A 12,788-nucleotide genomic window follows, 5' to 3' on the forward strand; every position below is an offset into this window, starting at 1 on the left:
TTATAAATGTGTAAAAAAGGCTTTAATTTTTAAACATGAAAGAAAGGTGCATTTTTTCAACCATATATGGCCTCGGGAAAATGATTTTCCCGAAGTTCACGGTTTTTGGACTTTGACTTCGGGATCCCGGGAGCGCTCCCGATGGTAGTCCCTAATACGCATACGGGCTTAAAACTCAGCTCTGCCTTCACCCCACCAAAATTTTCCAGAGAAGGATATGTTGGCAATATCACTAGCTTGCTTGGCTGGTTTGACAAACTTTTCATACATAGTCAAATCCAAGAAAGCCAAGTCACCTCCTAAGTCAGGTGATTTGGAAAGTTGAAGCTGTTGCAATGCCATTTCATAGGAATGGTTATCTCTAAGGTATAGCAGGTCGGCTTTTTCAAAGATATCAGCTATCTTTTTTTTCTTCTCAGATTTCACGCTTTCTAATCCAACACCCAGGAAGCAGAAACGCTTACCCATTAATTTTGACAAGGCTTGCATCCTTGATAAATTCCTGGGCCTGTCTTGCAGGTTTAAGGTTCCCCCACCCCAGGCTATGCAGTCACTTTTCAAAAGTAATAAAGTTCTTTTGAGTTTTGATAGTTGTGCATTCTTAAAGAATAAAACTTTATCACTAAAACCTTGGTAATAGTTAGTTTGGCAACAGATAAATATTTTTTTGACATCTTTTTTGCTAGCGAAATAATTAGTTAACTGAGCCACAAATAAATCGTCGCCAATATTACCATAACCGTAATAACCAATCAGGAAAATATTCACACTCTGTCCTTAAGATTATCTCATTTTTTCAGGGATTAAGTAACAAGTTAATTGCTCTATAAAACAAGTGGCTTCAGCTAATTAATTAGACAATAAGCGAGCATCTTAATCAGCGATTACCATCAAGGGAAACATCCAAGCCAAATGTCCTAAGCATGGATGTAACTAATCAGGAGTTCAATGAACTAGTTGAATTGGATGGCTGAATTTTATTTTAAAAGCAATTATAGATATAACTTCAGCAAAATTTTCACAATTCCATAAAACTTGACGAAAACATTAACTAAAGCAGTAACTATATTAAGCTTTGATGAAAAACTGAGGGGGTGACATCAGCCCTAAAAAGCTTAGTATATAATGCTTTGATGCCAATGACCTCATGGAAGATACAGTCGGAAATTAACCCTCCATTCCCTGTCTTGATGCAAAGCGCGAGTGGGGGAAACCACGGCAGTTGCTCATGGGGGTTCCCCCCATGAGCAACTGCCTCATGGTCATCTCAAGCACCATCACCAAGTTCAGGTGACGAGACCTCCCCAAGACCACGCTGCATCGCTAATTGGTGTACCACCCAGCAAGCTTCATGAATTTAAAACTTGAGCTATTTGTAGATTGCGACTGGACCATTCGCCAGCCGAGTGGTCACGGTAGATTTATTGACTACCCTGACCAGCAAAAAGTTATTGAAGGAGCTGATAAAGCTCTGCAATGTTTCAAAAATAAGGGTTATATCATTCTTGGGGTGACCAATCAGGCTGGAGTTGCAGCCCGACATAAAACCCTGAAGAATTGTATTAAAGAGCAACAGAAAACTCTTAAATTGCTTCCCCAGCTCAAAGGAATTATTTTTTGTCCTGACTATGGGACAACCTGTTATTATTGCGAGCAACACTACTTTTCTGAAGTAACCAGTAAAACATACGCTGGAGAATACCGAAAACCAAAGCCGGGAATGATTTTGCAGTTTAAAACGAGCGGCTCTTCAGCTTTGATGGTTGGCGATCGCGAAGCGTGACCGAAGGTCAATCGCAACGAAGATGCTGAGGCAGCCGTTGCAGCTGGAATTCCGTTTATGTGGACATTGGATTGGCTAGCCAAATATGGAAGCTGACATAGGTCTATTGAGAAACTCACCATAGGGAAAGCGAACGCGCCCCGCGTGGCCTACGGCCAATCGCATCTGTTTCGGGTTGCCAGTTACTCTCCCGCCACTTGTAGAATATCCGCGTAGAGGTGAGGGCTGATTAGGATTGATAGAAAAAGGGAACTTGGGAACAGGGAACATCGAACAGTAGGAAAGAGAACCGAAGAGTTTTTGATGTTATGATAAATCAGCAAGATTGTTAATGACATATTTGTAAATGTTTTTAAATGGTATCCTTATGAGGTACAGTCAATTTTATTACCCCTACTCCCTACTCCCTACTCCCTACTCCCTACTCCCTACTCCCTACTCCCTACTCCCTAAAACCCAGGACGTTTTACCTAACCCAATTTAAAACTGCTATATGAATCCAACTATTTCTACTATTCCAATTCAGCAACTCACCTCAGGCGATCGCATTTCGCTCCAAGTCTATAAATTCGTTGGCTCCCAACCAGGAAAGAAGGCATATTTACAAGGCAATCTCCATGGTTGTGAAATTGTTGGTAATGCAGTGATTCACCAGTTGATTGACTTTTTGAGCACTCTGGATGACACTCAGCTGACTGGGGAAATCTGGCTGGTCCCTGTTTGTAATCCAGCTAGCACTAATCAGCGTAGTCATTTCTTTGCCACAGGAGGATTCAATCCTTACGATGGTCAAGACTGGAATAGGATTTTTTGGGACTATGAAAAAGAGTGTGATGATTTAGAGGATTTCGCCCAATCTCAACTTAATTTGAACCCTGATGAAATCAGAAATAACTATTTAGCACGGATCCAGTCTAGCTTGAAACAACACTTAGAAGACTGCTACTCTCCGAGGGGATTACCGTTTCGTCACCTTTACCGCTATCAACTGCAATCTTTATGTGTAGATGCTAACTATGTGATTGATATCCATAGTTCTACTAATCAAGGACTTGATTTCTTGTATGGCTTCTACTCTCGGGAAGAAAGCGCCAAAGACTTTCTTCTCGATTATGGAATTGTGATGCATGAAGATGAGTATGATGGTGATGCTTTCGATGAGGCATTTATTAAGCCTTGGCAAGGGTTAGAGAAAGCCTTGGCTAAGTTAGGCAGAACCCTTCAGTTTGATATTGAATCATGGACTCTAGAATTGGGATCTGGGATGCAAATGAATCCAGAGTCGGTAAAAAATGGAGTATACGGTATCAAAAACTATTTGTCGAAAAAAGGAATGTTAAAACTACCGGATTTACCGATAACTGATCCAGACTCCTACAAAATGCAATTAGCATCTAAAGATAACATCGAGAGATACTATGCTCCGGCTGGAGGAATGATTCAATCGAGAGTTAAGTTAGGGAGTGTTGTCAAAGTAGGAGATAGACTTTATCAGCTACTGAGCTTTAATAAAGAAGGAAATCTACCGAATGTAATTGATATCAAGGCCGAGACAGATGGTTTAGTGTTTGATGTTTCAACAAATTATAGTGCGAATCAAGGAGAATATGTGATATCAATACGGCAATTTGATAATTAGGTAGGGGTGAGAACAGTTAATGAAAACTTGGATTGTAATTAGGACTTGGGCTCCTCAACATTTTGGCTTTAATGTGATTGGCTTTAATTTGACCAACCTACTCACTTTCTAAAGCCAACTATCTTGTCCTTCTGGAGCATCTGAATTAAACCAACTAGCATCTAAATAATTAATTCGAGCAAAAGGACTCAAGGCTGATAGCACATGGCGTCCATAACTGCGGCGGTTTACACGATTATCTAAGATGGCAACACAGCCTTGAGTAGCTCTTACTGGTGCTACTGCTCGTTGTAATTCTCTTAATGCTGTTGGTAACAAATACAAACGAAACCAATCCTGACGTTGCTGCTTGTAGTAAGCGACTCGACCAGCAACTAATGGATTTTCTAAAGAGGGAATTGGTAAGGTAGCAATCATCAACAGTTGGGGAGAGGGGATTTGAGCTTGATACCTATGCCAAAATTCCCAGCCACAAATCAAAATACCTCTGTCACTGAGACTGGTGGTTTCTACCTGCACCCGGGAACCAAATTCTGCTGCTAAGACTGCCCCTAGCTGGGCTTTGAGGGGGACATCTCCGACTAAAATAACTACTGGTCTGGTGATGTCAGGACTTAGGTTGAGTAGGGTGCGAATTTCTTGAGTCAGAGCGTTTTGAAATCGCTCTGTATTGGGCATGGGTAGACGATCGGGCAAATACAGTTGAATCTGTCGGTGAGGGGAAAACTTCAAACAGGTTAACTCCCCTAATCCGAGCTGCTGACGGTACACAGAGGCACTTTTCTCTAAATCTAGAGCCCCACCGATTAGCACTACTGGCTGTCTCGACCAAATGGGATTTAAGGCTGTAGCCACTTCTACTGGTGCGCTATATAAGGAAAACTGACCTTGCGATCGCGCAACGGTTGCCCACATTAGCTGACCTGACTGCTGCCAGAAGTGGCAAAACTTTTCCCAGGGTTTCAGCAAATAGAGAGATTCTGGTTCAGTGCTGAGGGAACTTAGTCCATCAAATAGCTTTTGCAAGCCATCTTGCTGATCTGCTTCAATCAGGTAGCACTCATAGGGGTTAGCAGGGCGCTGAAATAAGGCTTTGGTTAGCCTTACCCGCACATCCCGAATCAAATCAGCCTGTTGTGGATGGGCTTGCATCAGTGCGTCCCAGTCTTGGGGCTGGATGCAGCCTTTAAGCTGGTTACTGCTCCAAGATTCTAGGTCATCCACACCATCAATCACAGTAGGAATATGATTAGGAAACCAGCCCTTGTTCTTCAAGCGGTCTGTTAGCCACGATTCTGGTGAGGTAATCAACAGTCCTTGGAACGGTTGATCGGGAAACCTATCACTGGTATGAATTACCTTATCGGTACCAAACCACTGTTGTAAAAGGGGAATTTCCTTTTGCAGCAACCATTCTTGTATCCATAAGGGTGCCACTACGATCACAGGTCCAGACCAAACCAGGGCTGGTGCCAGGTAACTCAGGCGATAGGAAGACTGTAGAGAGGTTTCCTGCAAGGGTTCTAAACCGGTCTGTATCAAAGCAGAACGCCCTAACCGCAAGGCTCGTGCCACTAGCCTCGCCATAGTCAATTGGTGAGGCCAATTGGGTTGACCCTGCGATCGCAGAAAATCTCGTAACGAGGAATGAACTTTGACTTCAATCAAACTAGCATTCAACGGCTTTGCCTCGTTAAACTGAGCAATGAGCACTTATGCTGTGATCTTAAATCATGTCTTGGGCAAATATCGTGAAAGACTAGACAAGCATAGATCGGATTAGGCTGCATCGAAGTCAGGGATAGTAGCTCAGTATTTTCCTGATTTCCCAGTAACTATTGACATGAGGCTATTACCCTTGCTAGGGTAGTATCATTCGATACAAATTGCCAAATTTTTCATGGCTTAGCCCCAAAGAGACATGTTCAGCCCCAGCTATTACTTTTATTTTTGGTTTAGGCAGGTTCACCGGAGGTGAGGATAGTTCCATATGGAACCCCCCGGTGGACCGCAGCAATATAATCTGCGGTCCTTTGTTTTTTTAGGCAAAGCAGCGACAGGAGCAAGACATGACCACCTACCTTTACAGCGTTTACGGCTTTTACTTTTTTTGGCCCAGAAATCGTTCCGGGTAGTTAGGTCGTGCCAAGCTTTCACAGCAACCCGGAACCCTCAAGGAACCGGGTTTTTTTTATGTCCATATCTGTAACTAACATCTGTAACTAAGGAGTCCATAACCATGTTGAACGCTAAATTAGCACTAGCTACTAACCCCAATCACCAAACCATCGTTAGACTCTCAGAACAAGTTGTCTTCGGTGGCTCAGAACTGGTGATTATTGGTGGTCCATGTACCGTCGAAAGTCACGCCCAGATGGAAACAGTGGCTACTAAACTCAAAGCTGCCCCGGTACAAGCGTTGCGGGGAGGTGCCTTCAAACCGCGCACCTCCCCGTACTCTTTCCAAGGGCTAGGACTAGCAGGACTAGAAATTTTGTCTGATATCCGCAGGCGTCATCAAATCCCAGTAGTGACCGAGGTGATGTCGATTGGGCAAATTGAATCGATTGCTACCCACGCTGATCTGCTTCAGGTAGGTAGTCGCAATATGCAAAACTTTGACTTACTCAAAGCCTTGGGTAAGCAAGACTTGCCGATACTGCTAAAGCGGGGACTAGCTGCTACTGTTGAGGAATTCGTCATGGCAGCGGAATATATCCTCACTCACGGTAACTCTCAGGTGGTGTTGTGTGAACGAGGTATCCGCAGTTTCGATAACTATACCCGCAATATCTTAGATTTAGGAGCAGTAGTAGCACTCAAGCAGTTGACTCACTTGCCGGTGATTGTAGACCCTTCCCATGCTGTGGGTAAGCGGGAATTAGTGGCACCTCTGGCAAAAGCTGCAGTGGCAGCTGGTGCAGATGGACTCATTATTGAATGTCACCCGGAACCAGAAAAATCTGTTTCTGATGCTAGACAGGCGCTTTCCATCGAAGCAATGGTGGATTTGGTTCATAGCTTAAAGCCGATAGCAGCAGCAGTGGGACGACAGATTGCAGAACCTGTCACTCTTCCGGAGTTAGCGATTGACCTTGGCCAAAAGGCCACGCTACGCGAACGGTCACGCTACGCGAACGCATCTTAATCTATAGTGCTACTTGAAGTGGAATAGGGAACTTCGGACAAGGGAACAGGGAATGATTGAGCGTGGTCTTATAGCGCTGCATCGCTCTTTCCTACTGTTACCTGTTCCCTATTCCCTGTTCCCTATTCCCATCAATCCTAGTTTGACATTAAATGAAAATGCTAGATTAGCCATCAATCTCCTAGCATCTGCAATTTGTATAGACTAGCGTACAATCCGTTTTGCCCTAACAATTCCTCATGGCTTCCCGACTCTACTAACTCTCCTCGCTTTAGTACCAGAATCCGGTCTACATTACGGATAGTGGAGAGTCGGTGGGCAATAATAATTGCAGTCCGCTGTTCTAACAGCCGTTCCAAAGCTTCTTGAATCAGAGCTTCGGTAGCCACATCTAAACTAGCTGTTGCCTCATCCAGCACCAAGATTTGGGGGTTACGAATTGCAGCACGAGCAAAGGCTAACAATTGTTTTTGGCCAGCAGACAGATTTGTTCCTCGCTCTCTGAGCTGGGTATCGTAGCTTTGGGGCAGTTTTTCGATAAAGCTAGCCACGTTTGTCACCTCCGCTGAGGTTTTAATTGCCTCAATGGAGTAGGTTTCTCCTAAAGAAATATTACTCTTAACATCACCAGCAAAAAGAAATCCCTCCTGAAGGATGACTCCGATCTGGCGTCGTAGTTCTGCCTGGGGTAAATCCCGAATATCAATCCCATCTACCAGAATTCGCCCTTGGCTTGGTTCATAGAGGCGGCAGAGCAACCGAATAATGGAACTTTTACCTGCACCGGTCGGACCAACTAAAGCAACTTTTTCCCCTGGATGAATGGTAAAGTGCAAGTCTTTGAGAACATATTCATCTTGCTTGTAAGCAAAGCAAACGTGTTCAAAGCAAATCTCTCCGTTTAGGGTTGACGGTTTAAGGTTCAAGGGTTGTTCAGTATAACCATTGCCGAAGGATAAGTTAGAAGAGTGATGGGCTAGATCACCATTCAAGCTGCTTGGAGGCTTTATCGGTAAATCCCCAGATTGTTTCCGGTCTTGTTTGCCTTCCTCAAGCTCTGGAGAACCTACCACCTGCAAGCGTCTGACCTGCAAGCCTTCGGGGTCACGAATTTCAATAGTTTCATTCATGATGTCACTAATGCGCTCAATGGCAGTGAAACCAGCTTGGAGCATAGTGAATTTTTCGGAAAACCGACGCAAGGGGTCAAATAGCCGCTGAGCATAGAGGATAAAGGCCGACAAATCACCAAAACTCAGGTGATCTTTGAGGATAAAATGACCACCGCTCCACAACACTGCTGCGATCGCTACCAGGGAAATCCACTCTAGGGTTGCTGAAATCGCTGAATCGTGAAAGATGGTTTTGTCTACTTCAGTGATGTATTTTTGGTTAACCGTGCGAAACATCTCGGCATTGTATTGTTCACGGCGAAACAGTTGCACAATATTAATGCCAGAGATGTTTTCTTGCAGCATCGCGTTTAGGGAGGAAAGTTCTTCCCTAGATTTGTAGTTAGCTTTGCGATATTGTTTCTGGAAGTAAATAATAATAGCAGTCACTGGCAAGAGCATTACCACTAAGATCGATGCCAGTTGCCATTGCACCAAAAACATGGTAGCAGCAATGACTATCATGGATAGTAAATCACCCACGATGCCAATGGCACCGGTGGAAAAGACATCCCCTAGGGCTTCCACATCGCTAGTGAGCCTGGTAATCAATTTCCCCACTGGTGTGCGGTCAAAAAATCGCACCGCTAGGGAGGTGACGTGCTCAAATAGGTCTTCCCGGATAGCAGCAGTGATTTTCTGACCTATCTTCACCACCACGAATCCCTGAAGCCCAACGAACACTAACCGGATTAGTATGGTTAATAGTAGTATAGTGATCAGAATATTGAGGCTCTGTGATAGGGAGCGCTCTAATAGGAAAGACCAAGTTCGCTCTTCTTGACGAATTAAAGAGATTACCTGACCGACAATTAAGGGTTGAATGGCACTTGCTACGGACAGGGGTATCAATAAAGTAATTGCAATCAATAGCGGGCCTTTGCTGCGACGGGCGTAGGGGACTAGGCGTAGGAAAAGTCTCCAGTCGTTCTCTTGCGTTCGCATTGTTGGAGCTGCCTGTTTACCTGGTGATCTGCTGGTCATCTAACCCTAGGGGTGTTAATTTGGTGAACAATATGGTAGCGCAAATAAAATTGAGAGTGGTTTGAGTGAACCACGAAAACCCAAAGAACGGGAAGGACGATCGGCGGTTAAACGATAGGAGGATTGTCTCGATTGCTAAATTCTGAGGGTGGGCGATCGCTACTCCAAGCCCACCATACATAGCCACACTTACATTGATAAAACTCTTGCCACTTCCGGCGGTGGTCTTCACCCATCACTGGTGAGGAGCGATTAATCCAAACCTTCTCAGCTTCTAGAACAGATGCTCGACAACTAGGACAGCAGAACTCCAAGGCATGGGTGGCTGATTTGGTCCACTGAGGCGGTAAGGGGGCAAAAGCATCCATATATATAGCAATCCTCTGGGGGTCTCGGGGGGTAATAGTTAGCAATAGTTACGTTAATTTGGGATTCTTGATTTCCCTGAGACTATTTTAGGGGTTGTACCATCTAGAAATTGCCCTGAATCGGATATTGATATAGCTGAATGCTTGACGCAGTATATTGATATAGCGTAGCGCATTCAGCTATCAGCTAATGCGCTACAGATGGTGCTACTTGAGGTGCTATCAGCTTATGGGCTATGGGCAGGGTAATCCCAGCTATTTTGTATAAATTGTACTTGACAAAACAGACGTGGGCGCAGGGGTTTGCTTTGGCTAAAGTCCCACTAGACCAGATTTGGTTTTCCCGTATTCGGTCTTTAAAGTGTAGAACCTGATCTGTTTGGTTTTCACACAGATGTGTCAGGCAGTCAGGTCTAGGAGAGCCGTAATAAGGTTTCATCTGAGGCCTTATTACGGCTCGCCAATGAGCGTCGGCAGGCTATGCAAAAAAGGGTTAAAACTCGTGAAATAAGGCGAGCCTGTCTTACGGTAACTATCGCCAAAGGCGCGCTTGGCCGTAGGCCACGCCAAAGGCGAACGCGAACAAACCACTCTCTTACGGTAACTTCAAAGAAGTGCTCGGTTTTTATAAATTAAGCTAACTATCAATAAATTCTGGTTATTCCAATTATTTCTATCGATAGCTAAATAGATTTTTTGCTGTTTAATAAATGTTTGATATAGCCATTATCTAATAATTGTAACCCACATTGTTTTGATTGGAAATCTTGGTAGCGATGCAGCAAGGGAACAGGGGAGGCAGCGCGGTCTTGGGGGTTCCCACGGGGCTTACAAGGTGCGGACGCAGGTTCCGCACACAGACCCTCCCCATGAGCGACTGCCGTGCTTTCTCCCATGAGCGACTGCATCAAGACAATGACAAAAATCTCTGTAACTTTTTAAAATTGATGTAAATTTACTAGGAAAAGGTAAAGATTAAGCAATTTTTTTGAGTTGAACATTATTGAGATATTGTCCAATAATTACGACAAGGTATAGCGCTACGCGCAAGTCAGAAGTCAGAAGTCAGAAGTCAGAAGTAAGCTATGACTAAGTTTCGGAGTTTAGGAATGTCCTAATCTTAATGCGTAGTGCTATAAACAAATAATAATTGAGATTCGTCAAGGAGATTTTTTAGATGTTTTTGTTCTAATTCTGGGCTCATTATAACTTGATAGGTCGTATTGACAATTTATGACCTATCTTTTTTTACCATAATTCGCTCAATTTAATATAGCTCAAGGGTTACGGGGCGCTTGTCGCCCCTCCAGTGTGACAAGCAAAAATAAAAGATAAAAAACTAATAATCAGGATTACCGACTTCGAGAAAAGGCAATTATCACAAGAAGCAGAACGGCGTGGTTAGAAGTTTCCGTAGAAGAGGGTAGCCTTTATAGTTTGAGGTTCTTGCGCAAAAGGGTTAAAAATTGTTAATTAAGGCTACCCTCTTCAAGGATTCGTCTCCGGAATGACTCAGTCAGAGTTAATTAGAAGTTTGATTGCTCGCTTTCCTTATCCGAGAGACCCTGTGCAAAATTCATCCCACATCTCAATGCTACGCCATGAGTGTGGGATGAATTTTGCCGGAAGCTAATTTGGTAATTAACAGCCAACCCCCAACAAAAAACCATCAGTTAGGTAAAATTAGATGGTTAACAGCTTCCTAGATAGCTACAGCGTGAAACCTCTAAAAGAGTTCTGTCTAAGTGTTGTTGATCTCGAATTGATGCCAACTGCGCTGAGGGTGGCTTTGGTGGTTGGCTCAGTTCTGTTTGTGATCAATCATGGTTCTGCTATCCTACAACGGCAGATGAATCGAGAGCGATGGATTTCAGGGGGTTTAACCTATATAGTTCCCTACTTGGTCAACATTCATGGTCAGTACACCATCCGTTCTAGGCAAAGGGCTCGAAGAGGAAAAGCAGATTCTAATCGCAATTCTGGTTAATCACGATCATAGTCATGTCAAAACCCTGCTTCTGGTACAATGGCCAGCTAATTGAGGGCAACTTCCTAAGCCTGACCATTGATGAGCCAGGATTTATCTATGGCGCTACAGTTTTTACGACCTTACGAGTTTACCATCAGTCATTAGAACATCCACTAACCCATTGGACTAATCATTGCCATCGCCTGCAATCGAGTCTACAAGCATTTGGTTGGCAACAGCCGGATTGGGAGCAATTGCGCCAAGGAGCACAATCACTGATCACCCTTTACCCAGTGCTGAGAATTAGCCTATTCCCCGATGGACGAGAATTGATTATGGGTCGTCCTCTGCCAGCCAATTTAGCCCAGTGGCAAGAACAGGGTATCACTGCTTGGGTAGCCCAGTCCCCCTCTGTAAAATTTCATCGCTGCTTACCTACTCACAAGACCGGGAATTACCTATCTCCATGGCTGGCGAAGCAAATGGCGCAAAATATGGGAGCACAGGAAGGGATTCTGGTAGATAATCACGGGAATTGGCTGGAAACTAGTACAGGTAACTTATGGGGATGGAGAGATGGTCACTGGTGGACACCACCAGTGGAAGCTGGAATTTTACCGGGTGTGATGCGATCGCATTTAATTCAGTGGCTGACTTGCCAAAATCAGAGAGTTCGTGAGGAACCTTGGTCACCCGAGTTGGTAGGACAGTTGGATGCGATCGCATACACTAACTGCGTGGTGGAAGTTGTTCCCATTCACCGGGTCATTCAAGGCAATTCTGAACGAGTTTATGACCCACTACACCCAGTTTTCCAAGACTTACGTAAGGTTAAATATTAAGTCTTAAGTATTAAATATAGCAGTTTTCAATTGTGTTAGATCCCAAATTTTTGGATTTTAGGGAACAGGGAATAGGGAACAGGGAATAGGGAACAGGGAATAGGGAAAAAATCCTGTGTACCTCATAAGTATGGAAAACGCTATATTAACTGTTAATTGACGAACAACTTCCTACTCTGTTTATTGATCAGGGGTTGCCTTACATTAGCTGAGAGCTCAATGCTATTCGCGTAGCACCTCAAGTAGCGCATTAGCTGACTGCATACCTTTAGTCTAAGCTTGAGACGTTCAAAGTAGTTTTTTTTACGGTATCTAGCGGTTTTTAGCCTAATGAGGTACACAGGATTTTTTCCCTTTTCTTTCTTCTGACTTTACTGCTCGGAAGTTCCTGCTCCCTATAAACCCAAAAACTTGTACCTTACTAGCTTAAAAACCGCTAGATACCCAATGATTATTATCAAAAATTTAATTAGGTATGGATAAATATACTTATCCTGCTATCTGTTGATAATTGTTTGGTAGCTAAAAAAATCTCTGCAATTACAATTACCAAGTTTTTAATTTGGTGCTTTATGATTCAAGCAATAGATTAGATTTATATTGGGTAAATTTTATGATATAGCTATAATAAAAATACGTATTTATACGGTAAATTAATTCATAAAAATTGTGTAAATTAAAGACATATATTCAGAATTACAAGACAAGTTTCGGAAGAAATATATCAACATGGCCCCTAGAAGGTCTGGGAGATAATATCTCGGTATGCCCTACTCAATGGTTTTGGTCTGGCTCAATTTTCTCATAGAAACTGTCCCAATTAGCGATACAGATAGAGCAATGAGTGGTACCTATGACCTACAGTTAGTTGTTCTATCCATTG

11 protein-coding genes are annotated in these 12,788 nt (G+C 43.5%); 7 read left to right on the top strand and 4 right to left on the bottom strand.

All coding sequences use genetic code 11. The features are described from left to right. Positions 1–168: 168 nt before the first annotated feature. Complete coding sequence (locus tag F6J94_RS20245; protein ID WP_293043690.1) at positions 169–768, bottom strand: polysaccharide pyruvyl transferase family protein; 600 nt, start codon at positions 766–768, stop codon at positions 169–171. Between the two features lie 435 nt (positions 769–1,203). Here F6J94_RS20245 and F6J94_RS20250 point away from each other — a divergent pair, with 435 nt between their 5' ends. From F6J94_RS20250 to F6J94_RS20260, 3 genes are all read left to right on the top strand, one after another. Next, a complete protein-coding gene (locus F6J94_RS20250) occupies positions 1,204–1,368 on the top strand; it encodes a hypothetical protein (RefSeq protein ID WP_293043692.1) in 165 nt (54 codons plus the stop codon). After that, complete coding sequence (locus tag F6J94_RS20255; protein WP_293020096.1) at positions 1,352–1,783, top strand: polynucleotide kinase; 432 nt, start codon at positions 1,352–1,354, stop codon at positions 1,781–1,783. The genes F6J94_RS20250 and F6J94_RS20255 overlap by 17 nt, the downstream gene beginning before the upstream one ends. A gap of 493 nt (positions 1,784–2,276) precedes the next feature. Continuing rightward, the gene (locus F6J94_RS20260) at positions 2,277–3,422 is read left to right on the top strand and encodes a succinylglutamate desuccinylase/aspartoacylase family protein (protein ID WP_293043694.1); all 1,146 of its coding nucleotides are present in this window, start codon (positions 2,277–2,279) and stop codon (positions 3,420–3,422) included. Positions 3,423–3,530: 108 nt separating this feature from the next. Here the strand turns inward: F6J94_RS20260 and F6J94_RS20265 are convergent, their stop codons facing one another. Then, a complete protein-coding gene (locus F6J94_RS20265; RefSeq protein ID WP_293043702.1) occupies positions 3,531–5,090 on the bottom strand; it encodes a helicase C-terminal domain-containing protein in 1,560 nt (519 codons plus the stop codon). A 571-nt stretch (positions 5,091–5,661) separates the two neighbouring features. On the opposite strand from F6J94_RS20265, the gene aroF reads away from it, so the two are divergent. Both aroF and F6J94_RS20275 read left to right on the top strand, forming a co-directional pair. Beyond that, positions 5,662–6,570, top strand: coding sequence for a 3-deoxy-7-phosphoheptulonate synthase (gene aroF / locus F6J94_RS20270; protein WP_293020102.1), 909 nt, complete (start codon positions 5,662–5,664; stop codon positions 6,568–6,570). A 13-nt stretch (positions 6,571–6,583) separates the two neighbouring features. Beyond that, positions 6,584–6,778, top strand: coding sequence for a hypothetical protein (locus tag F6J94_RS20275; protein ID WP_293043696.1), 195 nt, complete (start codon positions 6,584–6,586; stop codon positions 6,776–6,778). Here F6J94_RS20275 and F6J94_RS20280 read toward each other — a convergent pair. Together F6J94_RS20280 and F6J94_RS20285 are read right to left on the bottom strand one after the other, a co-directional pair. Next, positions 6,744–8,726: an ABC transporter ATP-binding protein gene (locus F6J94_RS20280; RefSeq protein WP_293043698.1), complete on the bottom strand. Its 1,983-nt coding sequence runs from the start codon at positions 8,724–8,726 to the stop codon at positions 6,744–6,746. The two genes, F6J94_RS20275 and F6J94_RS20280, sit on opposite strands and share 35 nt — an antisense overlap. A gap of 107 nt (positions 8,727–8,833) precedes the next feature. After that, entirely contained in the window at positions 8,834–9,094 is a 261-nt protein-coding gene (locus F6J94_RS20285) for a hypothetical protein (RefSeq protein ID WP_075901528.1), read from the bottom strand. 1,687 nt (positions 9,095–10,781) lie between these two features. Here F6J94_RS20285 and nrtS point away from each other — a divergent pair. Together nrtS and F6J94_RS20295 are read left to right on the top strand one after the other, a co-directional pair. Continuing rightward, the gene (nrtS, locus tag F6J94_RS20290) at positions 10,782–11,081 is read left to right on the top strand and encodes a nitrate/nitrite transporter NrtS (protein WP_293043700.1); all 300 of its coding nucleotides are present in this window, start codon (positions 10,782–10,784) and stop codon (positions 11,079–11,081) included. Positions 11,082–11,095: 14 nt separating this feature from the next. Continuing rightward, a complete protein-coding gene (locus F6J94_RS20295) occupies positions 11,096–11,905 on the top strand; it encodes an aminotransferase class IV (RefSeq protein ID WP_293020111.1) in 810 nt (269 codons plus the stop codon). Positions 11,906–12,788: the final 883 nt, after the last annotated feature.

Origin of the sequence: Moorena sp. SIO1F2 (assembly GCF_010672755.1) — a bacterium.
Taxonomy (GTDB): domain Bacteria; phylum Cyanobacteriota; class Cyanobacteriia; order Cyanobacteriales; family Coleofasciculaceae; genus Moorena.